Consider the following 24,186-nt stretch of genomic DNA (forward strand, 5'->3'; position numbering starts at 1 on the left):
ACTGTCACACCATTCAGAGCCATTTGCTGTTAGGTTCAGCCTTCGTCTATCAGGCCAGCCAGCCCCATGCAGAGTTCGTTGTAAACGTCGAGTGCATATCGCTCAACGGTGAAACCATCGTCCACGTGCATCGGTTTGAAGTTAGGCCGCAGCGTGCCATCGTTGCACCGGGTAATCGAGATGTGTTTGCCATCGAACAGCCTCGGATTGCGCTTATGGGCGGTTGATGGCACCGTTTCGATAAACGTGAAGTGTTCGTCGTAACGGTAATCCTCGCACTCTACGTCGCGGCGCAGCACGCCCAGATAGTTTTTACCAGTCTTCGCCTGTCGATCCTTGCGAAGCATCGTTTTCAAATCCACGCTAATGTGCGTGTTGGGCTTCAACCCATGTTTGTTATTATACATAACTTAATTTACTTTCCGGGAATGCCCTCGGTCTCACACAAGGGGCCCCTCCGCACAACCGGGAAAGTGAGACAGGCCTTCGGACCATCGCTTGACCATTTTTCCTGTTGTTTGGTGTTGCAAAGTTAAGGAGTATTTATGTACTTAGCAAAGTTTTAATTAGATTCGTTAGCTGCTGTATTTTGTTGATTTTTAACGATATAAGTGATGTCGATTGACTCCAAATTAGATTTCTTTGAGTGATATTAGTTTTTTTGCTATTCGGTTTTAGATTGTATTCAACTTGAGCAATCTAAAATCATATGTTTTTGTATTGATTTTGAACTTGATTAGATAACTACTTTTAGTTTTAAAAACAAAAAATGTATCGACCCCAAAAAGGTCGATACATGATCGTTAGTTTGTAAGCACTTACTATGCTGAAGAAATCTAATTTTCTATGCGCTTCGTACTTCCTTTTCAGGCATATTAGCCTCTTTTAGTAATGTTTGGATGGCTGCATGGAAGTTTTTTACTTCATCAGAATGTTGGTCATAATCTCTGCTGTGGCTATTAACAGCCCCGTATTTGGAAACTTTCCACTTTCCATTATAATGCTTAATAAAGTACTTTGTGGCATTGCTGATGTTTTGAGGGAGTGCCCACTTGCAGAAATAATATTCATATTGCCCCATCTTTTTATGTGAAAAATCGACGGGAAGAAGTTCGTCAAAGTGTTTGATGACATACCTTATCTTCTTTACCCATGATGGATTGTCGCCCCAATTTGCAAGTTCATCATTTTCTAATTTGTTATTCTGCTTGGAAACAGCCAGTTCAATCAGGCAAAATTGATCCATGTCTGTCACATTGTGTTTGTGAAACTCTTCTTGAGCAAAAGACTCGTCTGTGGCAAAATTCTTAAAACATTGATAGGCTGGATTTATTTCTTTGAGTGTGCTTATCATATCGTCTGATATAAGCATAATCTGCCCTCTTAGTTTTTCAAATGCTTTACGCCTATATTTGTCAAGCACATACTTACTCTTCATAGGGTCTTTGCGTATTTCTGCCTCTTCGTTCAGAACGTCCACACAGATTTCCATACACTCTTTTTCATTGGCGAAGAACTTTTTAAGTTCACGAAACAGCCCCGACACTTGGACGGGAGTCGTTGGATCGTCTATGGTGAATACGGGTTTCTGGTATGAACCAGAAGCCAAGACAGATTCTTTTCTGACTGATTTGGGTTTAATATTATATCGTTTACATTCCTTTTTGTCTGGATGTCTACGGCTACAGGTTTTCTTCAGGAGATTCTTTAAAGGCGAAGTATGACTTCTGATATGTCTCAACAGTTCTGCCACAGAATTGTAGTAAGAGTTATGGTCTGTTGCAAACATGTCGTTAAAGTCATCTTTGTATTTCCTGAGTCTGTTTAATTCCGTTTCCATCTTCTGACGGGATTGTACGATATAATCAGCCAAACGCTCTATTTCGTCAAGATCCCATTTGCGCATCCCCATAGCACACATCAATCTGTCGCCTCCTTCTTTCATAAAGGTTTCGCAAATCCTTATTATCTCATGCAGGTTATCAAGCGTTGGCTCAATATCTGTGTAGTAATACGATTGTCTAATTTCGTCTTTGATATTCATAAAAATATAGTTTAAGTATTATAGTCTTTACTTCTTTATCTTATATTTTCTATTCTTATACTCACCCTCTATCTCAAGGATGCCTTCGTCTACAAGTTGTTTTAGATAGTCGCGGGTTCGTGAAACTTTGAGTCCGATGACTTTTGAAATGGTTTTTGAATCCGAAATCTTGTTTTCGGCGATAAAATCAATGATTTGTCGCCGATATTCTTTGCTTCGATTTTGATTTCCCGTTTTTGATTCACTTATATTACCCTTTTCAGATTCGTCTACATTCATCGACGCAATCAGTTCGAACACCTTATGCATCTGACTATATGCGATTCTGTCCTCAGGTGTTTCCTCGCTCAGGCGGCTGAGCTCCTTGGCATTTTCGATGGCACGTTGTAAGTCGCCGTGCTCAGTCAGATAGTTGTACAGGTTGTTATTTCTGAAGTAGCGGGCGGTCTTTTCGTAGCCAGGCATATAGCGCTGCAGATCGGGCAACACATCTTCGCAGGTCTCGTAACGTTTGGTTGAGATCTGTGGCAGGAAGTGGAGCAGAAACCAGAACTCGGTACACGGGTTGGTCTCAATCCAAATCACGTTCCGGCTGCTTTTCTTCTTCAACTTCTGATAGGTTGCCATTTCAGCAGGCACCCTGAGCAGACGGTCCATATCCACCAGACAAACCACGTGGTCGGTCTCACGCTTCACATAATCCTCCGCCAGTTTAGCCATGTGTGGAATATCTGAATGTTGGGGAAAATCGGGTGCTACCTTGAACTTGTAGCGACAAGCTACGCGGAGTGTTTCAAAGTACCACCACTCGGTTTCTCCTTCGCCTATGATTGCTATACTCTTTTTTACTGCCATGTTTAGTTATTCTGTTTCAAGATAAATACTTCCAAGGAAAGGTAAATCAACCAGTTTGCCCTGCTTGTAGGCATTGTATGGATTCATGGTCTTGTGCAGACCGAGTGAACTGAGACGCTTAATCTGGGTGGCTCCAACCTCGCTCTTATCCGTAAACCAAATGATATCTCTGCGGATAAAGTCCTCATTCAGCAGGTTAATGTCGTGAGTGGTCATCAAGATCTGCGATGAACCCTCGCTGTTGGCCAGGAACAGCTTGATGAAATAGGAGAGCAGCTCGTAATGGATGCTGGTCTCAATCTCGTCGACAGGGATAAAGTTATTCTCGTGTAACACATAGTATAGCACAATTGACATGCCCATGAATCTGTTTGTACCAGCAGATTCCAAACCCTCATGTAACTCATATTCCCCCTCCTCGCCATTATGCTTAAAAATGATTTCATCATGCTTAATGGTGCCTCGTTTAAGCATCTCAATTTTGGCCTCTTCAGGTATTGGGGCACTATTAATGGCTTTCTCCATTTCTGGAGTAATTGATTCCTCGTTCTCATTAAGAACCATATCAACAATATTAAAGTCGCTTGCTTTTAATAGTTGGAGTAGGAACCGTTTCTTCTTTCCATCTTTATCATTACGCAATTCATTCTTAACGTCGAATGAAAGTGAATCTTTTGGACTTAAGATACTCTGTAAACCAGAATAAAAGAATTCATAGACATCGTTAAGTTTCGAAGTTGGAGCATTTGACTGTCCGAAAGCTGCCATTACTGAACAGTTGTTGGTTGTGTTTCCTTCAATGGCACGCTGGGCGGCCTTATCAAGACCAGCTTTGGCGCCAAAAGTCACCTCCGTATGGTCGGACTCCGACTGATATACACGTTTGTAAAGCGAGGTGGGACGAACGCTGGTGTATACAATCAGCGACTCTTCATATATGCGCTTGTTATCAAACTCCAAACTCATGATGTACTTTTCCCGATTTATCCAGAAAGTCATCTGCATCTGCGAATGTTCATTCCTGCTATGATTGTCGAGCAAGAATGGAAAATAACCCATGCCTTCGTTCTTCGACTCTGGTTTGTCGAGCATTATGCTGCGGAAGAATGACAGGGCATTGAGTAAAGTGGTTTTACCGCTGGCATTGCTACCATACACAATACCAATCTTTAAGAGCTCAACGCCATCACCCACTTCGTGGACGTATTGATCACGCATGCGGTCATCATTCGTCGGCACAAAACTGATAGTTTGCCGCTCTCTGATGCTGTAGAAATTCTGAACTTGAAACTCCTGTATCATAATCGTAGTATTTTAATGATATGATTTTGGTTGCAAATATACATTAAAATTGCGAAAATACAAAATATAAACATATATTTCGTGAATAATTCACGATATTTTTAAATAAAAATAACTTCTGAGGACATTAAGAAGTAACTGTAGTAGAAAAAATGAAAAAAAAATGCAAGGATGCGATTGGTTAAAAAAAAAAGTTGTATCTTTGCACCGTGATTCTGAAGAATCTATGTGAAGATTGAGGCTTCACCCAGGAAGGTTCGCTTAGCCGCGATTAATTGGGAATGTGAGTGAGAATCTCCGACTGTCCCGCAGCAGTGAACTCCATTATGGCTTCCAGACAATAAAGCCATTGTCCAATTGGATGAGAAGGCGTCTGGGAGTGGAGGAAAGTCTGAAGACCAGCCTTCTATTGGTAACCCAGCCGAGTGCTCTCGATGTAAGGGCATGAAGCATAAACTTATTTTATTATGCAGTACATTATTGTAGTCGCAATCGAATTCCTTTTCGCCTTCGTTGGCGTGGGTATGCTTATCAGGTATTATAACCACAAGGCATAGGCGCTCTTTTGGGGGGCGCCTGGCCTTCATGGCTGGCATACGTGTATTATTATATAAGTTCAAAACGGGGAGAAAACCTGTCGTGAGACAATGCTTTCTCCCTTTATTCTGCAGTGTGTCGACTATATTCTGCATCACCCCCACTGGCATCTCTCGCTGCAAACTCACAAACTTAGTGTGAGGTTGGGGGCTCCGTTGCGTGTCTGTTACAGATGGAAGCGATAGCCCAAGGTGAGGCTCAGATAGCGGTTGTGGGCTGTATCGGGATTCTCTGTCTTGTCAATCTTCGTCAGACCGAAATGATAACGCGCGTCCAGAGAGATGTTCTTGTACTCGTAAGAGATACCTACAGGGATAGCCACGTCGACCGACTTGCACACATCAGAAGCCGAGAAGGATTCCTCCTGATACGTTGGCTGGTTTGTTTGGTCAATAAATTGTATTTCTCCAGTCGGGATGCTGGATGCCGAGGCAATGGCGATATCGGTGTTCATCTTGCTGCTGGTGAGAATGCCTAACTGAACACCTGTTTTCAGGGCCAGACCCTTGATCTTTGGGATGTAGATATTGGCCAGCAGAGGCAGGTTCAGATAAGTTGCCTTCAGCTTGCCCTTGATGGTGGTGGCAACAATCGTTTGCTGGTTGTTTTCGGTAACGATGGCATAGGCACCGCCTTTCAACTTGGCACCCTGCTCAGAATAGAGCATGCCCAGCGAAAGGCCAAACCAGTTGGTCACACCGTATTCTGCCTCTATACCACCCGTCATTCCCACTTTGGTGTGGTAGAGCCCGGTAGAGGTGTTGCCCAGTGTTGAGATGTTGACGCCAGCCACAGGTTTGATGGAAAATCCACCTTTCTCGTTTTGTGCTTGCACATCACCCATACAGCAGGCCAGTGCAGCTAATAAAACAAATCTTTTCATTTTCGTTAATTTAAGTAATGTTATTTTAAGTGTATTTTAAATCAGGTGCAAAGGTACGATAATAGTTTGTAAAACCGCCAATCCGGATGATTTGTCAGTATTATCGTTAACATTATTTAAGGAACGTTCGCTTAAATAATTTGGTGATAGATGATATTCGTTGTACCTTTGCAACGTCAATGAAGATAGAAGAAATGATGATAGAAATAGGACAGAAAAATACAAGCGAACTCACTGTTACAGAAGAGGTTACAGCTGTTACTATAGGCTCGGGCGAAAAGCGTATTTTTGCAGCATGAAGATCATCCATGTGGATATGGACCAGTTTTTCGCGGCTGTGGAGCAGCGGGATAATCCGGAACTGAAGGGCAAACCGATAGCGGTAGGCCACGATGCCGAGCGTGGCGTGGTGTCGACTGCCAGCTATGAGGCCCGACGGTTCGGCGTGCATTCTGCACAGTCTATTCAGTTGGCCAAGCGTCTGTGTCCGCAGCTCATCATCGTAGAGCCGCACTTTCAGCGTTATAAGGAGGTGTCGGCGCAATTGCACGAGATATTCCACGACTATACCGACCTGATAGAGCCGATATCCCTCGACGAGGCCTTTCTCGATGTGACGGAGAATAAACGGGGCATAGAGCTGGGCGTGGATATCGCACGCGAAATCAAACAGCGCATCCGCAGCACCACCGGACTCACGGCATCGGCAGGCGTGAGCTACTGTAAATTCCTGGCGAAAATAGCCTCTGACTGGCGCAAACCCGACGGACTGACGGTGATACACCCCGACAGGGCGCTCGACTTCATCGCCCAACTGAAGGTGGAGAAAATATGGGGCGTGGGGCATAAGACGGCTGAAAAGATGCATCGCATGGGTGTTTTCACGGGCTCTGACCTTAGAAACACCTCGCTGACACGACTGACGCAGGAGTTCGGTAAGATGGGGCAGGTGTTCTACAACTTTGCGCGAGGCATCGATGATAGGCCTGTTGTCAGCGAGTGGGAGCGGAAGAGCGTGAGCTGTGAGCAGACCTTTGAGACGGATATCAACGAGAACGCGGCTGTTACCATCCAACTCTATCACACGGTGCTGGAGCTGGTGCGTCGTATCGAAAAGAACGACTTCGAGGGGCGCACGCTGACGCTGAAGGTAAAATTCCTGGATTTTAAGCAGATCACCCGCAGCATAACCGTCGATCATCTGCTACGCACCAAGGATGATATCCTGCCGCTGGCCAAGCAGCTGATGCAGCAGGTGGAATTCCACTCGCATCCCATCCGTTTGCTGGGCTTGGGAGTATCCAATCCAGGCAGCCACCCGTTGGGCGGTGAGAAAGCCTCGCGCCAGCAGCCGCAATGGGTAGAACTGGAACTGGACTTCGCCCCCTGGCCCGATGAGTAAAATTATTATAATGACCATTATCATTTCGGGTGGCGTTGCTTGAACGCTACAGAGCATCACTTTTTCGATTTTTTAAGATGAAAAGTGTATTGTGTTTAACGTTTTTTTTGTATCTTTGCACCCGTTTTTGGGATTTCGTAATTAATAGTGCTCGAAATTCTTCTCTGGATTTGTTCCCTAATCCGGGAGGTTTGTAGCGCATTGTGGCAAACGGGAGGTTTGTCCGAACCATGAAGGTTCATTATTCGTATTTCCGAGGGAAGGAATGTTTTTAGTACGAGTAATGAATAGTAAGAGAAAAAGTTACATTTTAATGAGTAAACACAAGATTTTTTGTGCTCTGGCTGTCTCGACGATAGTTGGAGCAGGTAGCTGTGTCCCTACGTATGCACAGCACAAGATGAGTCTTCAGTCGCTTTTCGACCTGGCTGACCAGCAGAGTCAGCGTATCAAGGTGAGCGAGGCGGCATTGAAGGCAGCAGAAGAAGGGGTGGCATCGGCCCAATCAGCCATGCTGCCAAGTGTTGAATTCAGCCTGCAGGGCTCTTACACGGGCAATGCTTTCCTCATGTCGCGCGGCTTTTCCACCAGTGGCACTACAGAGTATATCGTTCCGGGATTGGGTCCTCAGCAGGTGCAGAATGGCAAGCAGCCCACCCCACATTGGGGTAACAGCTTCACCGCTCAGGCCAGTCAGGTGATCTATGCCGGCGGTGCCATCCGCTCGGGTATTGAGATGGCCAAGCTGGGGCGCCGGCTGGCTGAACTCGACGTAGAGAAGAACCGTCAGGAGGTGCGTTTCCTGCTGACCGGTTATTACCTCGACCTCTGCAAGCTGCAGAACCAGCTGCAGGTGATAGTGAGGAACATGGAACTCACGGAAAAGGTGATTGAACAGATGAAGGCGCGCCGCGAACAGGGAACGGTACTGAAGAACGACCTGACGCGATACGACCTGCAGCTCCAGAGTCTCAAACTGGCGCAGACGCAGGTGGTTGATGCCCAGAAGGTGATCCGTCATCAGCTGAGCACGACCATCCATCTGCCTGAGGGCGAGGATTTTGATGTGGATACGCAGGCAGTAGAAGAGCAGAGCGTGGCGCTCCAGTCGCTCACCTCCGAAGGCGAGTGGCAGCAGACGGCCGCTGAAAACAACATCGACCTCCGTCAGGCTTCGCTTGCCACGCAGATGTCGGAGCAGCAGGTGAGAAACGCCCGTGCGGCATCGCGCCCATCGGTGGCTGTGGTGGCCGAGAACCACCTGACGGGGCCTTACACCTCCGACCTCATTCCCAAGGATGCCAACGTGAACGTGTGGTTTGTGGGCATTGGTGTGAAGTACAGCTTGTCGAGCCTATGGAAAAACAAGCATGCCATCCGGAAGGCCCGGCACGAGAGCCGCCAGGCACGCGAGCGTGTGCAGCTGGCGCAGGAGGGCATCGAGAATGGCGTTCAGGCCTGCTATACCCAGCTGCTCACCAGCTCGGTCGAGGTTCGCACACAGGAGAAACAGGTGGAGCTGGCCGACCAGAACTACACCGTGGTGAGGAACCGTTACGACAACGACCTGGCGCTGCTCACCGATATGCTCGATGCCTCGAACATGAAGCTCTCTGCCGATATGGCTTTGGTGAATGCCCGCATCAGCATGCTTTACAATTATTTCAAACTTAAATATATCACAAATACACTGTAAAATATGGAAAAGAATAAGCTTACAACCTATATTTATAATACAATCGTGATACTCTGTATCGCGGGTGGTGCCGTTTATGCCGCCAGTCAGTTCATGTATTTCGGAGGTGGCCAGGTAACGGACAATGCCCGTGTGTGCCAGAATATCGTGCCCCAGAACAGCCGCGTGCAGGGTTTTATCCGCGAGGTGCGCTTCAGCGAGTTCCAGGAGGTGAGGAAAGGCGACACGCTGGTTGTGATTGAAGATGCCGAGTTCCGCCTTCGCCTGGCGCAGGCTGAGGCTGACCTGAACCGTGCCCAGCACGGCTCGCAGGGCACAGCCAGCAGTATCCATACCACCAAGACCAGCATCAGCGTGACCGAGGCAGGCATTGAGGCGGCTCGTGTGCAGATGGAGAATGCCAAGCGTGAGGATGCGCGCTTTCAGAAACTGCTGCAGCAGGATGCCGTCACACAGCAGCAGTACGACCGTGTCCACACGGGTTATCTGAGTGCCAAGGCCGGCTATGAGCAGGCCCTTCGCTCGCGCACCACGCAAACGGCCGTTGTGGCTGAGCAGGGACATCATCTCTCGGCCTCCGAGGCAGCCATCGAGCTGGCACGTGCCCAGGTGGAGATTGCCCGTCTGAACCTCTCGTATTGCTACATCATTGCCACCTGCGATGGCGTGGTGGGTAGCAAGGATATCCATGTGGGACAGCTGGTTAATCCCGGTCAGACCCTGGTGAGCATCGTCGATAAGCATGAGAAATGGGTGGAGGCCAACTATCAGGAATCGCAGATGCCGCATATCAAGGTGGGCGACAAGGTGCGTTTTACGGCCGATGCCGTGCCCGATGTGGAGTATACCGGTGTGGTAGAGCGTATCAGCGATGCCACAGGCAGTGCGTTCTCGCTGGTGCCTATCGACAATGCCACCGGCAATTTCGTCAAGGTGGAGCAGCGTGTCACGGTGCGTGTACGTATTGATGCCTGCGATGAGGTGAACAAGCTGCATGGCGGCTATAACGTGGTTTGTAAGGTTGAGGAGTAATGGGAAAGCTGACAGAATTTCTGATGAAGGCGCCACCGCCACCAGCCGGCATGGGTTTCGCTATGCCGATGATGAAAGGGTGGGTGCCGCGCAGGTTGCAGCCCTGGATCTACGTGCTCACGGCGCTGTGCTTCCAGTTCTCGGGTGGCGTCTATCTGGGTGCGCTCGACGAGATTCGTGGCACCACCAACTTCATGATCGAGGATGTGATGTTCCTGCTCTATGCCACGCTGGCAGGTATGGCTGTGTGGTTCCCCATGCTGTTCAGGATGAAGTTCCGCTTCACCAATCAGCAGCTGCTGTGCACCTCGGCCATCGTGATGGGCATCTGCAATGTTATCACCATGCATAGCCAGTCGATGCCAGTCCTCATGGTGGCCTGCTTCATTGCGGGCATAGCCAAGATCCAGGGCACGTTCGAGTGTATGAGCAACATCCAGCTGTGGATCACGCCCAGGCGCGATTTCGCCGTGTTCTTCCCCGTGCTCCACATCCTGCTGCTCAGTGCCATCGAGGGCAGCGGCTGGCTGGCAGCCTGGATGGGTCATCATTTCACCTGGCAGATGATGCACGCTTTCACCGTGGGCACCATGTCGTTCGTGCTGCTGTCGCAGCTGGTGCTGTGCCGGCCGTTCTGTCCCATGCCTAACCGGTTCTCGCTCAAGGGCACCGACTGGCAGGGTGCGCTGCTCATCTGTGTCACCATGCTCCTGTGCTCGTACATCTTTGTCTATGGCGATCACTACAGGTGGCTGGCCAGCCGGCACATCAGCGTGCTGGGGGGCTTAACGCTCCTCTTTGCCGGACTCACCCTTTACCGCCTGATGCACAACCGCTATCCCTACGTGGAGCTCCGACTGCTGAAGTGCCGCAATGTGGTGCCCATTCTCATCGTTACCATACTGGCCGAGCTGGCTTTCGGAGCCGAGCACACCCTGGAGGAGATACTCTACACCGAGGTGGTAGGCTTGGAGGAACTCACCAAGGAGAGCCAGTACATGTGGGCATTGCCAGGCATGTTTCTGGGCATCGCGCTCGATCTCTACTGGCTGAAGGTGCAGCAGTGGAAGGTATGGAAACTGATAGGCATCAGCTTTCTGTCCATCTGCGCCTACGCCTGGCTCATGTACACCACGGTTGGTATGACGGTTAACATCGAGCAGTACCGGCTGGCCATCCTGCTCCGCGGCTTTGCCTATGGGGTGCTTGCGCCAACCCTCATGTGGGCCTTGGACGAATCGGTACCCAGTCTGGAGATGTTCTTCATGGGCCTGTTCGTGTTCAACATTCCGCACATGTATCTGGGCGGTGCCATGGGCTATGGGTTCTATACCACCATCTTCTCGCATTTCCTGAACGAGGACCTGATGAACTACGGCCGCCAGCTGACACTCACCAACCTCGATCTGGCCCATTTCCGCTTTGGCGAGTTCATGGGGGGCAGCTATCTGCACAGCATGATGCTTGTGGCTATCAAGCAGGTTTATGGCTACGTCATCTGGTTTGCCCTGCTATTGGCATCCATCTTCTTGTTGTGTGATATCCCCGCCGTCAGAACCAACATCCGCAAAGTGCCTCTATGGCCTGTATGGGCAATAGAATATCTGGCAAGGGTGCATAAACTGCCAATGCAGATAAAGAGAAACCCGTGTACGTGATTCCTTCGGTTGGCAAATGAAGTCGATCATGCAAAAACAAAAATCCCTGCAAGTACTTGACTTGCAGGGATTTGTTTTAGAGGGTACCCGGTCTTTGAGAAGTATATCAAGGTGGAAGCAAGCGAACAGGCTGACCGTATCTACCAGAAGATGCAAGAATAACCTTTCTTTCTAAATCTCGTTACAAAGATATCATGGAAATCGGCAAACTTCAGATTTATATAAACTTGTTTTTATAACTCTATCACACGGAAAGTGTAAGGGGGTAGCGTGAGGGCGTTGGGGCCTGCTACTCCTTGCTTCATCTCAAGCGTCTGGTCGGTGGGCTGACCGCTGAACTCCTCGGTCTTGCTGTCGGCTGGGATAGTGAGGCCGTTGGCTTTGATGGTGAGCTCTACGGGCAGGGCGTTTACCAACTTGAGATAGCGACGGCCGGTGGCACTGTGGCGAACCAGACTGACGCCTACGCGATGTTTAAGTTCGGGGGCAATCTGGATGTCGGTGCTCACGTACTTGTCACCACCATATACCGAGAACATGCGCTGAACATGGTAGGCAGGGGTGGGGCGGACTTCGGTGTTAGAGAAGTAAATCATGTCGGGATCCCAGTTGTGGTGCTTATCCTTGGCCAGCATCGGGGCGTAGCTGGTCATCTCTACCACGTCGCCATTGCGCTCAACATCGGTGAGATAGAGGGCTTCGGCCAGTGCGGTCTCGATATTGGGACGCTTGACATTGGTTGAGGCTGCATATTCGCCAAGATAAACCTTAGGCATGGTGCGATCGTAACCGTCGTAATAGTTGCGATGGTGCATGAACCAACCGGTTGACTCGTAGTAGTGCTCATCAACCATATACTGCAGCTCGGGATGGCGCTTGGTGAAGTCCCATCCTTCGACGTAATCGGCACTTGGGGCGTGGAAAGGTCCTACGGTGCCACAAATCTTAATCTCGGGATATTTCTGACGGATGGCCTTGCAGATCATCTCGTAGCGCTCTTCGAACACGGTGCCGATGATGTCCTCGTTGCCTATACCTATATATTTAAGGTTGAATGGGGCGGGGTGACCGGCATCAGCGCGAAGCTTGGCCCACTTGGAGGTGGCGGGATCGCCATTGGCCCACTCAATCAGGTCGAGCAGCTCCTGGATGTAAGCTGGCATCTGATCCATAGGGATGCCGCACTGCTGACCGCCTATACCCTGGGCGTTGGCGGCTGAGTTCTGGCATGGAACGCCTGCTGCAAGCACTGGGAGTGGCTCGGCACCGATGTCTTCGCAGAACTGGAAATACTCGAAGAATCCCAGTCCGCGTGTCTGATGATAGCCCCAGATATTGAAGTCGGGTTTGCGGTCCTGAAGTGGACCTACGGTGTGGTTCCAATGGTAGATATTGTCGAGGCCCTGACCATGGCTCATGCAACCGCCTGGGAAACGGACGAACTTGGGCTTCAGGTCGGCAATGACCTGAGCTAAGTCGCGACGCAGACCGTTAGGACGGTTCATAAATGTTTCTTGTGGAAAGAGCGAAATCATATCGAGTCCCACACGGACGGACTTCTGCGGAATGATGGCCAGACGGGCCTTGGTGCAGCTCTTCTTGGTGCTGAGCACGCAGGTGTACTGTTGCCAATCGGTGCCCTGGGTTTTGAGTTTGCTGCTGGCAAGTATGGTGCCATCGGTGCCTATTAGCTGAATCGTGAAGTTCTGCTTCTGACCGTCGGCCAGAACATACATCGAGAAGTTGTACTTATGGCCGGCCTCTACGGCGATGCCATCCCAACCCTCGTTCCACAGTGTGTCGGCAGCAATCACAGCATAGTGGGGATTGTTGCTGCTGAGTGGGTGCTGGGTGGAAATATCGATAGGACTGGCTGAGTGCCAGGCGGTGGTGGCGTTCCACTCGCGACGATCTTTTGCGTTGTATTCGAAGTCGCGGTTCTGAATCAGTTCGGCATACAGACCGCCATCGGCAGCATAGCTGATGTCTTCGAAGAAGATACCTATCAGTTTGTCGCTGATGGTCTTCTCGCTGTTGCTCACGTGAAGTGTGGCTGTCACAGGCTGATGGGGCAGCAGAGAATTCTTGGCATCGTCGTGCATGCGCTCACTGCTGAGACGTGCGTCGGCCTGCAACTGTTGGAAGTGACTAGTGATGGTGCTGAGTTCCTGCGCTGTGATGTCGAAGGTGTTGCCCTCGTGCAACTTGCCTGCTATGGTGGCGGTGTCGCGCGTCCAGGCAGCCTGATCGATCAGGCTCTTCTGGTCTTTGCTGAATTGACGGAAGTTGCCCGATGCAGATACCCAGCGCTTGTCGCCGGTCTTCGTCTGATAATAGATGTCGAAGGTGCCATTGTCATTGGCAAAGACTACCGGCTTGAGGCACTGTGGCGTTGACATCACAGGATAGTCTTGTGGGCGCCAGGTTACCAAGTTGCGGCTATAGGCTGCGGCAAAGAGTGGTGAACTGTCGTTAACCTGAAACACCAGGCGCCAGGTGCCATCGGCAGCGCGGGCCACTGAGGGGTGGTACATGCGCTTCTCGGCTCCCCATGTGCCATAGTCGGACGAGCATAGCTGACCCATCTCCTGCCAACCGTTGGGGGTGAATTGTGCTACATGCAAGCCGGCGTGCTCACCTGGGCTATAGACAAACACGCGCTTGGTGGTCTGAGCGCAAACGCTGATAGACGCTGTGGCGAAAATGCCTAAGAGGTAAAATCTTGATTTCTTCATCATTATTGTGTCATTAATTCTTTGAGGATGCAAAGGTAATGAATTATAGCGTAAAAATGCAAGTGAAATTCAGAAAACGTTGCTTGGGAAGGAAATATCTTCAAAAAACTTTTGTATATTTGCACCCGATATGATTATTACTATCTTTTTAAAACGTTACTATTTTGGAACTATTATGAACTGTAAAAAATCGCTCTTTATGGCCTGCTGGGCTGCTATGGCTGCCACTGCACAGGCTCAGATAACCATTGATATCGATGCACAGCAGCGAGGCCCTAAGGTGAGCCCCATGCTTTATGGCATCTTTTATGAGGATATCAACCATGCCGCTGATGGAGGCATCTATGCCGAACTGATCAGAAACCGCTTGTGTTCGATGGTGTAGGACTGGTGCAGCTGGATATGGTGAGCCTCTTCCCACCCACATTCCGCAATCGTGAGAACGGTATGTGTCCTGATTTGGCCAACATGCTGTGGCAGTTGCATCCTAAGTTTATGCGATTCCCTGGTGGTTGTTTCGTGGAGGGGCAGGAAAGTCCCGACAATGCCTTCCGCTGGCAGCGCACCATCGGTCCTGTCGAAGAGCGTGAAGGCCACTGGAATGTGAACTGGGGCTATCGTACCACCGACGGACTGGGGTATCATGAGTATCTGCAGTTGGCTGAGGATCTGGGGGCCAAACCGCTCTACGTGGTGAACGTGGGGATATGGCACGGCGGACAAACACCTTACGATAGTATCCAACCATGGATAGACGAGTGCTTGAATGCGCTGGAGTATGCCAACGGTCCCGTCAGTTCCAAGTATGGAGCCATGCGTGCCAAAAACGGTCATCCAGAACCCTTCGGAATAGAATATCTTGAGGTGGGTAATGAGAACAACCAGCCCGATCCGCGGCAGCAGAGCGATCACTATTACGAGCGTTACGAACAGTTCTACAATGCCATCAAGGCCAAATATCCTGATATGAAAATCATAGGCAATGTGGTGGCTTGGGGCGATGATAATCCGAAATGGGGCAGCAGTCTGCCCGTGGATTTGTTGGACGAGCATTATTACCGCTCGCCCGACTGGTTTGCTGATGCTTTCCACAAATACGACAGCTACGACCGCCAAGGACCTAAGGTGTATGTGGGTGAATATGCCGTGACCAATGGCTACGGCACGCTGGGCAATATGAATGCTGCACTGGGCGAGGCCATCTATATGATGGGTATGGAGAACAATGCCGACGTGGTGGAACTGGCATCTGTTTTTGTACGATAGTAGGTAATGGTATCATCGTTGAACTCCGTACAGTTGAATAGATCTGCTGAGTTCATCCCGATTAAACAGAATGAGAGGATAAAACAGTCTTTTGCCAGATTAGCTATGCTTTCTCGTTTCAGCGTTCCGTCTTTCTTACATTCATAAGGGTACTGCCAAATGCTTCTTATTTGATCGGGAGTTATTGCCCTTTTACGTGTAGCCTGTTGTTTCGGAATGACCACATATTCAAATGGGGAGTTGGTGATGCGGATTATGTTTCGGTCATAATCATTGTATTTCTTCTTAGCTTCATTGAACAAATGGCGCATACTTCCAAGGTAAAGTGAAACACTGCGATCGGACGGTACTCGCTTACCAGATTTCATTAGTGACTTTGCTCGTTGGTTACTTTGCTTTTTCAGATAGTCCATGAAACCATTTAATATCTGGGCTGTAAGTTTAGAGGCTTCAAGATGGTCTGTGCCTATATAGGCGATAAAAGCATTCAGGGCAGATTGGTAGTTCCTCCTACCTTTAATGGTTGTTGTAGTTATCCACCACTGGCAGAACTGAATATAGTCCACAGGTTTATGCCTTTCCTCGTCAGCTTTAACCATTTCTACAATATCGTCCAATGTGAAATGATGAGCATCCACCTGTAGTTTGTCGCACATCTCTTTATAGGTTTCTACAAGTTTGTCAACCTTCTGTTTGAGTATTGTTCCCTCCTTAAAAGATAGGGATTTCGTGAGGTCTTCAGGGCTTGCAAATAGGCTCGTAGATAGCCTTTTTACCTTCCGATTGTACGTAAAACATAACTTTACGTTGTACTTGCGGTCAACACGTAAACCGTCTTTTTTCACCATTGCCTTGATTGTCAGCATGTTACGTTAAAATTTTAGCGGTAAACAAAATGGGCTAAATCAACGGATTTTGACCCCAAAAGAGGGTGTTTTGATGCTGTTTAGGTCATTTTCTCACAAAACAAAAACTCCCGTAAGTCTTTGACTCACAGGAGTTTGAGGAGGGTGCCCGGTGGGACTCGAACCCACGACATTCAGAACCACAATCTGACGCTCTAACCAACTGAACTACGGGCACCATTTCTGAATTGCGGGTGCAAAGGTACGGAGATTTTTTGAATCTACCAAATAATTGAGGTGGTTTTTTATAAAAATTTAGGTTTTAGTTAAAAAAGCATAACAAAATACCCCCTCGCGTGCGCGTTTCGACTTTTCTTTGTAATTTTGCACCCGTGAAAATAAAAGAAGTGCTGAGCGCCCTTGAACGTTTCGCGCCTCTGCCCTTGCAGGAAAGTTGGGATAATGCTGGCTTGCAACTGGGACTGACAGAGACGGAGGTTTCAGGGGCATTATTGTGTCTGGACGTGAACGAACGCATCGTTGACGAGGCCATTGCGAAGGGTTGCAATCTGATTGTGAGCCACCATCCGCTGTTGTTTCGTGGACTGAAAACCATTAGCGATCTGACCGATGTGCAGCGCACCGTGATGCGCGCTATACAGCAGGGCATCGCCGTGATTTCGATGCATACCAATATGGATAATGCACAGGGGGGTGTGAACTTCCGCATCGCTCAGAAATTAGGGCTTCAGGACGTGAAGTTCTTTGCATCGAAGACGGTTGGCGATACCGAGGCCGGAAGTGGGGTAGTGGGCGAGTTGCCCGAACCTATGGCGGCTGATGATTTCATCATCGCTGTGAAGAAGGCTTTTGGGGTGGAGTGCGCGATGTGTAATGAGCTGTTGCGACGTCCTATCAGCCGTGTGGCCATCTGCGGTGGCGCTGGCGATTTCCTGCTGGATCAAGCCGTTGACTGTCAAGCAGATGCGTTTATTACCGGTGAGATGCACTACCACCAGTACTTTGGTTACGAACAGCAGATACAGATATGCGTGATCGGTCACTATCAGAGTGAGCAGTACACCGCAGAGATTTTTGAGGAGATTATCCGCGAGGCGTGTCCTGGCGTGAAGACCTGTATCGCTGAAACTTGTACGAATCCAATATTGTATATTTAAATAATTTTCAAAAAAGGAGTTATGGCAAAGAAAGATCCATCAGAGTTATCAGTAGAAGAGCGTTTGAAGACGCTGTATCAGCTGCAGACTGCCCTTTCTTCAATCGATGAAAAGCGCATGCTGCGTGGTGAGCTTCCTCTGGAAGTGCAGGACCTGGAAGATGAAATCGAGGGACTGACCACACGTGTTGAGAAAATAACAGGCGAGATTGCCGACTATCAGCGTGCCATTGCCCAGAAGAAAGGCGAGATTGCTGATGCCCAGGCTAGTGTAGAGCGCTACAAGGCTCAGCTGGACGAGGTGAAAAACAACCGTGAGTACGACACACTCTCAAAGGAGATTGAGTTCCAGACACTGGAGATCGAGCTCTGTAACAAGAAGATTCGCGAGGCTAACAACAAGATCGCGGACAAGGAGCAGGAGAAGGCCAACAGCGAGGCGCTGATCGCTGAGCGTCAGGGCGACCTGGAGGTTAAGAAGAACGAGCTCGAGGAGATCATGGAGGAGACTCGTGTTGAGGAGGAGAAGCTGAAGGAGCAGGTGAAGACCCTCGAGGCTAAGATCGAAGGCCGTCTGCTGACATCATTCAAGCGCATCCGTAAGAACGCCCGTAACGGTCTGGGTATCGTTTACGTACAGCGTGATGCTTGTGGTGGCTGCTTCAACAAGATTCCACCCCAGCGCCAGTTGGATATCAAGATGCACAAGAAGATTATCGTTTGTGAGTACTGCGGTCGAATCATGATCGATCCAGAGCTGGCTGGTGTTAAAATCGACAAGGCTACAGGTGCAACCGAGGAGAAGAAGGGACGCGCTAAGCGCACTATCCGCAAGAGCTCGAACTCTAAGAAGACCACCGACGCAAGCGATATGGAATAATCGGAATTGTTATAAATTCTGATAGTCTGGAATGTCCTCCAGGAAGTAATATTTTTGGTGTTCGTAATCCATTCGGCAGCAGATGTGCTGCATGCCGTTACTGACTATCAGGTAATCCACCTTCAGCAGGAGATTGTAGACTGAGATCTGGTCGAACGTCTTCTGCTGAAGTTTTATTTGTGGGGCTTTGTATTCGATGATCATCTGGGGCGCGGCCACCTTATTATATAATATACTGTCGCAACGCAAACGCTTTTCGCCTACATTCAGCTCCACCTCGTTGCCAAGCAGCCCGCTGGGATAGCCCTTGTGTTCTATCAGATAGTGGACAAAGTGCTGGCGAACCCATTCCTCAGGTGTTAGAGCTACGTATTTTCGGCGTAAAAAGTCGAAAATAAGCTGCTTATTGCCCTTCTGGGCGATTTTTATTTCGTATGTAGGGAGGTTTAATCGAAACATTTTTGTAAATTTGCAGGCAAAATTACAAATAATAATTGAAATAGCAATATGGCTGAGCCAAAAAATGTAAGTTTTGAGAGCATCATGCGCGATTTGGAGGCTGGAAAATTCGCGCCAGTCTATTATCTGATGGGCGACGAACCCTATTATATCGATAGGATTTCCGACTATGTAGCCGAACATGCTCTCAGGCCCGAAGAACGTGATTTCAACCAGACCATCGTGTTCGGTTCGGATGTTAACGCCTCGCAGATTGCCGACTTGGCGCGCCGTTATCCTATGATGTCGGAACGCCAGGTTGTCATCGTGAAAGAGGCGCAGAATATTAAGAATACAGAGGCGCTTGAGCGCTATTTCTCGCAGCCCATGGCCAGTACCGTATTAGTGATGTGCCATAAAAACGGCAAGATTGACGGGCGAAAAGCAGGCTATGTGAAGGCCATCAAATCGCATGGCGTACTGTTTGAGAGCTCAAAACTCAAGGACAGAGAGCTGCCAGGCTTTATTGAGAACTATCTGAAAACACGACGGGTGAAGATTGATCAGAAGTCGGTTCAGATGATAGCCGAGAATATCGGCGCCGACCTGAGCCGACTGGTAGGCGAGCTGGATAAGGTGATCATCTCCCTGCCAGAGGAGAATAGAGTAGTGACCCCACAGGTGGTTGAGGAGCAGATAGGAGTGAGCAAGGAGTTTAATGGATTTGAACTTCGTGATGCCATTGTGAACCGCAATGTGTTCAAGGCTAATCAGATAATAAAATATTTTGACGAAAATCCAAAGGCTGGTTCCATCTACTCATTTCTCCCGTTGCTCTTTAATTACTTCCAAAACTTGATGATTGCGTTTTATGCGCCAAATAAAAAGAGCCAGGAGAGCGTTGCCGAATGGTTGGAATTGAGAAATCCATGGGCTGCGAAGGACTACATGACGGGTATGAGAAACTACTCTGGAATGAAGGTGATGCAGATCATTTCGAAAATGCGAGAGATTGACGCCAAAAGTAAGGGTCTGGATAACCCAAATACGCCTGCTGGAGAGCTTATGAAAGAACTGATTTTTTACATTTTGCACTAAAAACCCCATTCTTTCAACTCTAGAATTTGCAAAAACAGCGCTTTTGACGAGCGCTTTTTTTGTGTCTAAATGCCTGTGAAATAGGGTAGTTACATGGATTAGTACCCCCTTAAAACTCGCGTATTTCTGCATTTCTGGACTATGGTTCAGAATACGCGAGAAATGGTGAAAAACGATTTTTTGAGCCTCGACGAATTTGGTGTTCACACTTATTAAGGTATTGTTTCGTTGATTTTGATTCTTAAATTCGAATGCCCGGAAGAGTGGATATAGGTTTGTAGTTGCTGAATTTAAAAAATAAAAGTGTAAATTAGTAATTTAAATTTAGGTATGAATATCTGAATATTGTAATTTTGTTTTGCATATTGATATTTATGCACTACGTTATACACTAATATAAGTGATTGTAAAACAAGATGTTATACATATTATTTATAAATACGTTGCTGATTTGTGCTACTTTTTAAGTGGAACGCTGTATAATGCCATTCGAAAACGTGAATTTGGCATAAGTAGTTAATTTATACCCAGTTATTTACAAAAATATGGTAAGAAAATGCTTTGTATGGTTTTTTATTCGTAAATTTAGATTTAGAAATATGAAACATCATTTTTACTGTTTTGAACTTTTGATTTACAAATATGAAAACGTAAACATAAATTATAAAATCTTAAATTGTATCTACAACTGTTGTGTAATTCAAATTTTTGTTTTACCTTTGTAAACCGAATGAAATACGGGCAAAAAGGCCCTTTAACCACTTAGTTACAAACAATGAAAGATAGAATTAGGCAAATAATGGAGTCGCAGCACATGACTCAACAGCTCTTCGCCGACTACATCGGTCAGAGTCCGGCTACCCTTAGTAGCATCTTCAATGGTCGTACCCGTCCTACCCTGAACATTGTTGAAGCTATCAAAAAGAAAATTCCTAACATCAATACCGATTGGCTGATGTTTGGTTCTGGCGACATGTATCTGCCCCAGAATACCCCCGATCAGGATCTGTTTTCGGAGGGTGAAAACACCCCTGATACCCACCCTATCGATCAAAATCCGATGTTGGTTTTTGATGAGACTGCCGTTCCTGGTGCCAAAAATGTGGCTTCGCAGCCCCAGAATTATAATGGTGTAAGAAATACACACCCGGAAATCGTTCGCGAAGAAGTAAAATTTGTGGACAAACCACAGCGTAAAGTCATCGAGATTCGTGTTTTTTACGATGATCAGACCTGGGATACTTTTGTGCCTGCCAAGAAATAATGTTTTGTGGTTTCAAAAAATAGTAGTATCTTTGTACCCGAATTTAAAATTTGACGTATGAAGAAGTATATACTCGACCTACAGGTCAAGGCGGTAGAGCAGATTCATCAGCGCTATGTGCTTATCAAGTTGACTGATGAAAAGCCTCTTCCTCCCATGCTGCCTGGTCAGTTTGTTGAGGTGCGGGTAGATGGTTCATCATCTACTTTCCTGCGCCGTCCTATTTCCATTAACTTTGTTGATTACGATGCTAACGAGCTCTGGTTGCTCGTGGCTACCGTTGGTGAGGGAACCAAGCAACTGGCTAAGCTGCTGCCTGGTGACACATTGAACTGTGTGTTGCCGCTTGGTAATGGCTTTACGCCAGCTGGCCAGAACGAGAAAGTGCTGCTCGTTGGTGGAGGTGTTGGAGTGGCTCCCCTGCTGTATATGGGTGCCGAGATGAAGCGCCAGGGCATTGAGCCTACTTTCCTCCTGGGTGCACGAACAGCCAACGATCTGCTGATGCTCCCTATATTTAATAAGTACGGGCGCGTGTACGTAACAACCGAGGATGGCTCGATGGGTGAAAAGGGATTCGTAACTAATCATTCGCTATTGCAACAGGAGCGGTTCGACCGTATCAGCACCTGTGGTCCTACACCTATGATGAAGGCTGTGGCCCGTTATGCGCGTCAGAACACCATCGACTGCGAGGTATCTCTCGAGAATCTGATGGCTTGCGGACTGGGTGCTTGTTTGTGCTGCGTAGAGAAGACTACCGAGGGCAATCTGTGTGTTTGTAAGGATGGTCCCGTGTTTAATATTAAGAAACTGTTATGGCAAGACTAAATGTAAAGATTGCTGACCTGGAGCTGAAGAACCCTGTGATGACTGCATCGGGTACTTTCGGTTACGGTTTGGAATTCGCCGACCTGATGCCTCTGGATGGCATTGGCGGCATTATAGTGAAGGGAACCACCCTGAATCCGCGTGAGGGAAATGACTATCCACGTATGGCCGAGACTGCCAGCGGTATGCTGAACTGCGTAGGACTCCAGAATAAGGGCGTTGACTACTTCTGTGAGCATATCTATCCGCAGATTAAGGATATCGATACGAATATGATTGTGAACGTGAGCGGATCGAGCCCAAAGGATTATGCGGAGTGTGCTGCCCGTATCGATGCGCTTGATAACATTCCTGCCATCGAGCTGAATATCTCTTGCCCTAACGTGAAGGATGGGGGAATGGCCTTTGGCGTGACTTGTGCTGGTGCTGCCAGCGTGGTAAAGGCTGTGCGCCAGCGCTACCATAAGACGCTGATCGTGAAGCTGAGCCCCAATGTAACCGATATTGCCGAGATTGCCCGTGCCGTAGAGGCCGAGGGCGCCGACAGCGTATCGCTGATTAACACGCTGATGGGTATGGCTATTGATATCGAGAAGCGCAAAACGCTGCTGAGCATTAATACCGGCGGTCTGAGCGGTCCTTGTGTAAAGCCCGTGGCGCTGCGTATGGTGTGGCAGGTGGCCAAGGCTGTCAAGATACCTGTGATAGGCTTAGGAGGCATCAGTTGTGCCAAGGATGCCATCGAGTTCCTCATGGCAGGCGCTACAGCTATCGAGATAGGTACAGCCAACTTCCTGGATCCGGCTGTTAGTATAAAGGTACGCGACGGCATTAACGATTGGCTTGATTCGCATGGGTGTCAGTCGGTCGATGAAATCATAGGGGTTATTTAACCCCTTTTTTTTATGCCTATATGGGGTGTAAAAGGTATAAAAAACGGGGGCTACCAATCGGTAACCCCCAACCAACACAAAAACTAAACTAGACTTAACTAAAGCAATTCCGGGGTTTTCACAAATCCCATGAATGCGAATGCAAATATACGGCGATTTTCCGAATCCTCAAAATATTTTTGCATTTTTTTGCAGTTGAAATGCCTTTTTCTATGAAATAGTCGATTTTTGCAGCAAAATATAGTCCAAAATGGTCATTGCTGCCATCGATTCTACCACAGGTACCGCTCTTGGTAAAACGCATGGATCATGGCGTCCGCGAGCAGTAAAGGTGGTGGCATTTCCCTCCAGATCTACTGTGCTCTGTTCGGTGAGGATAGTGGCCACAGGCTTGAAGGCCACACGGAAATAGATATCTTGTCCATTACTGATTCCCCCTTGAATACCACCGCTATGATTCGTGGTGGTGGTAATGCGTCCGTTCTCGTTGCAGAATACGTCGTTCATCTCCTTGCCTCGCATGGTGGCGCAGTCGAAACCGTCGCCATACTCAAAGCCTTTGACGGCATTGATGCTTAGCATGGCCTGACCGAGTGTTGCATGGAGCTTGTCGAATTCGGGCTCGCCCAAACCTGTGGGGCAGCCTTTAATCACGCAGGTGATAATGCCGCCGATGGTGTCGCCCTCTGCCTTCACCTGGGCTATCAGCGCCTCCATCTCTGCCGCTTTCTGGGCATCTGGGCAGCGTACGGCATTGGTTTCTGTCAAACTCAGATCGTACTGCTGATAGTTCTTGTTGAGTGCGATGTGGCCTACCTGTGAGGTATAAGCCTGAATACTGATACCCTTCTGTTGCAACACGAGTTTTGCCAGAGCACCACCTACACAACGACTGATGGTGATACGGGCCGACGAACGTCCACCTCCACGGTGGTCGCGTATGCCGTACTTCTCATGATAGGTGTAGTCGGCATGCGATGGGCGGAACAGGTTGCGCATGTTGTCGTAATCATTGGAGTGCTGGTTGGTGTTACGGACTATGAATCCGATGGGGCAGCCTGTGGATTTGCCCTCGAACACACCGCTCAGGAACTCTACACGATCAGCTTCTTGACGCGAAGTGGTAATTGCACTCTGACCTGGTCGGCGACGGTTCAGTTCGTTCTGAATAAACGTCATATCGATGTCGATGCCGGCAGGCATGCCGTCAATAACGCCACCAACGGCCTCGCCGTGACTCTCGCCGAAGGTGGTCAGTCTGAATAGATGTCCAAATGTGTTGCGCATAGG

The 24,186-nt window shown here is 48.4% G+C and carries 21 protein-coding genes, 1 tRNA gene and 1 riboswitch; of the genes, 12 read left to right on the forward strand and 10 right to left on the reverse strand.

The genetic code is table 11. The annotated features are described in order from the left end of the window. Positions 1–35: 35 nt before the first annotated feature. The 5 genes from T495_RS0112800 to T495_RS0112825 all read right to left on the reverse strand — a co-directional run bounded on the left by T495_RS0112800 (position 36) and on the right by T495_RS0112825 (position 5,681). Positions 36–407 carry a hypothetical protein gene (locus T495_RS0112800; protein ID WP_155993673.1) on the reverse strand — a complete coding sequence of 124 codons (372 nt, stop codon included), beginning with the start codon at positions 405–407 and terminating at the stop codon, positions 36–38. 437 nt (positions 408–844) lie between these two features. Then, positions 845–2,044, reverse strand: coding sequence for a hypothetical protein (locus T495_RS0112805; protein ID WP_033148971.1), 1,200 nt, complete (start codon positions 2,042–2,044; stop codon positions 845–847). Positions 2,045–2,071: 27 nt separating this feature from the next. Then, the gene (locus tag T495_RS0112810) at positions 2,072–2,899 is read right to left on the reverse strand and encodes an RloB family protein (RefSeq protein ID WP_081832126.1); all 828 of its coding nucleotides are present in this window, start codon (positions 2,897–2,899) and stop codon (positions 2,072–2,074) included. A gap of 6 nt (positions 2,900–2,905) precedes the next feature. Beyond that, a complete protein-coding gene (locus T495_RS0112815) occupies positions 2,906–4,201 on the reverse strand; it encodes an ATP/GTP-binding protein (RefSeq protein WP_033148972.1) in 1,296 nt (431 codons plus the stop codon). 236 nt (positions 4,202–4,437) lie between these two features. Beyond that, positions 4,438–4,623: riboswitch (cobalamin riboswitch) on the forward strand. Positions 4,624–4,964: 341 nt separating this feature from the next. Continuing rightward, positions 4,965–5,681, reverse strand: coding sequence for a porin family protein (locus tag T495_RS0112825; RefSeq protein ID WP_081832127.1), 717 nt, complete (start codon positions 5,679–5,681; stop codon positions 4,965–4,967). 295 nt (positions 5,682–5,976) lie between these two features. Between T495_RS0112825 and dinB the strand changes: the two genes are divergently transcribed. From dinB to T495_RS0112845, 4 genes are all read left to right on the forward strand, one after another. Next, positions 5,977–7,083, forward strand: coding sequence for a DNA polymerase IV (gene dinB, locus T495_RS0112830; protein ID WP_033148975.1), 1,107 nt, complete (start codon positions 5,977–5,979; stop codon positions 7,081–7,083). A gap of 313 nt (positions 7,084–7,396) precedes the next feature. Then, positions 7,397–8,779 carry a TolC family protein gene (locus T495_RS0112835; RefSeq protein ID WP_033148976.1) on the forward strand — a complete coding sequence of 461 codons (1,383 nt, stop codon included), beginning with the start codon at positions 7,397–7,399 and terminating at the stop codon, positions 8,777–8,779. Between the two features lie 3 nt (positions 8,780–8,782). Next, positions 8,783–9,811, forward strand: a complete 1,029-nt coding sequence (locus tag T495_RS0112840; protein WP_033148977.1) for an HlyD family secretion protein — start codon at positions 8,783–8,785, stop codon at positions 9,809–9,811. After that, positions 9,811–11,469, forward strand: a complete 1,659-nt coding sequence (locus T495_RS0112845; protein ID WP_051652054.1) for a hypothetical protein — start codon at positions 9,811–9,813, stop codon at positions 11,467–11,469. Before T495_RS0112840 ends, T495_RS0112845 begins: the two co-directional genes overlap by 1 nt. Before the next feature lie 233 nt (positions 11,470–11,702). Here T495_RS0112845 and T495_RS0112850 read toward each other — a convergent pair whose 3' ends face one another. After that, complete coding sequence (locus tag T495_RS0112850) at positions 11,703–14,207, reverse strand: alpha-L-arabinofuranosidase C-terminal domain-containing protein (RefSeq protein ID WP_369699760.1); 2,505 nt, start codon at positions 14,205–14,207, stop codon at positions 11,703–11,705. Positions 14,208–14,379: 172 nt separating this feature from the next. Here T495_RS0112850 and T495_RS16240 point away from each other — a divergent pair, with 172 nt between their 5' ends. Then, entirely contained in the window at positions 14,380–14,589 is a 210-nt protein-coding gene (locus tag T495_RS16240) for a hypothetical protein (protein ID WP_231495111.1), read from the forward strand. After that, complete coding sequence (locus tag T495_RS14955; RefSeq protein ID WP_051652056.1) at positions 14,574–15,470, forward strand: alpha-L-arabinofuranosidase C-terminal domain-containing protein; 897 nt, start codon at positions 14,574–14,576, stop codon at positions 15,468–15,470. The genes T495_RS16240 and T495_RS14955 overlap by 16 nt, the downstream gene beginning before the upstream one ends. Here the strand turns inward: T495_RS14955 and T495_RS0112860 are convergent. Then, on the reverse strand, positions 15,407–16,336 hold the full coding sequence (locus tag T495_RS0112860; RefSeq protein WP_051652057.1) for a phage integrase SAM-like domain-containing protein: 930 nt from the start codon (positions 16,334–16,336) through the stop codon (positions 15,407–15,409). The genes T495_RS14955 and T495_RS0112860 overlap by 64 nt on opposite strands. Positions 16,337–16,479: 143 nt before the next feature. After that, positions 16,480–16,553 (reverse strand) — tRNA-His (locus T495_RS0112865). A gap of 154 nt (positions 16,554–16,707) precedes the next feature. Between T495_RS0112865 and T495_RS0112870 the strand changes: the two genes are divergently transcribed. Both T495_RS0112870 and T495_RS0112875 read left to right on the forward strand, forming a co-directional pair. Continuing rightward, on the forward strand, positions 16,708–17,493 hold the full coding sequence (locus T495_RS0112870) for a Nif3-like dinuclear metal center hexameric protein (protein ID WP_033148978.1): 786 nt from the start codon (positions 16,708–16,710) through the stop codon (positions 17,491–17,493). A 21-nt stretch (positions 17,494–17,514) separates the two neighbouring features. Beyond that, the gene (locus T495_RS0112875; RefSeq protein WP_028904337.1) at positions 17,515–18,372 is read left to right on the forward strand and encodes a zinc ribbon domain-containing protein; all 858 of its coding nucleotides are present in this window, start codon (positions 17,515–17,517) and stop codon (positions 18,370–18,372) included. Between the two features lie 9 nt (positions 18,373–18,381). On the opposite strand, the gene T495_RS0112880 is transcribed toward T495_RS0112875, so the two are convergent. After that, positions 18,382–18,831, reverse strand: a complete 450-nt coding sequence (locus T495_RS0112880; RefSeq protein ID WP_028904338.1) for a type I restriction enzyme HsdR N-terminal domain-containing protein — start codon at positions 18,829–18,831, stop codon at positions 18,382–18,384. 48 nt (positions 18,832–18,879) lie between these two features. Between T495_RS0112880 and holA the strand changes: the two genes are divergently transcribed. The 4 genes from holA to T495_RS0112900 all read left to right on the forward strand — a co-directional run bounded on the left by holA (position 18,880) and on the right by T495_RS0112900 (position 22,896). Next, positions 18,880–19,908, forward strand: a complete 1,029-nt coding sequence (gene holA / locus T495_RS0112885; protein ID WP_033148979.1) for a DNA polymerase III subunit delta — start codon at positions 18,880–18,882, stop codon at positions 19,906–19,908. 775 nt (positions 19,909–20,683) lie between these two features. Then, entirely contained in the window at positions 20,684–21,172 is a 489-nt protein-coding gene (locus T495_RS0112890) for a helix-turn-helix domain-containing protein (RefSeq protein ID WP_028904340.1), read from the forward strand. Positions 21,173–21,229: 57 nt separating this feature from the next. Beyond that, positions 21,230–22,003, forward strand: a complete 774-nt coding sequence (locus T495_RS0112895; RefSeq protein ID WP_033148980.1) for a dihydroorotate dehydrogenase electron transfer subunit — start codon at positions 21,230–21,232, stop codon at positions 22,001–22,003. Then, positions 21,991–22,896 (forward strand): dihydroorotate dehydrogenase, encoded by a 906-nt coding sequence (locus T495_RS0112900; RefSeq protein ID WP_033148981.1) that lies wholly within the window; start codon positions 21,991–21,993, stop codon positions 22,894–22,896. The genes T495_RS0112895 and T495_RS0112900 overlap by 13 nt, the downstream gene beginning before the upstream one ends. 210 nt (positions 22,897–23,106) lie before the next feature. Here T495_RS0112900 and aroC read toward each other — a convergent pair whose 3' ends face one another. Next, positions 23,107–24,183 (reverse strand): chorismate synthase, encoded by a 1,077-nt coding sequence (aroC, locus tag T495_RS0112905; protein ID WP_028904343.1) that lies wholly within the window; start codon positions 24,181–24,183, stop codon positions 23,107–23,109. Positions 24,184–24,186 lie beyond the last annotated feature (3 nt).

The organism is Prevotella sp. P6B1, from assembly GCF_000702825.1.
Taxonomy (GTDB): domain Bacteria; phylum Bacteroidota; class Bacteroidia; order Bacteroidales; family Bacteroidaceae; genus Prevotella.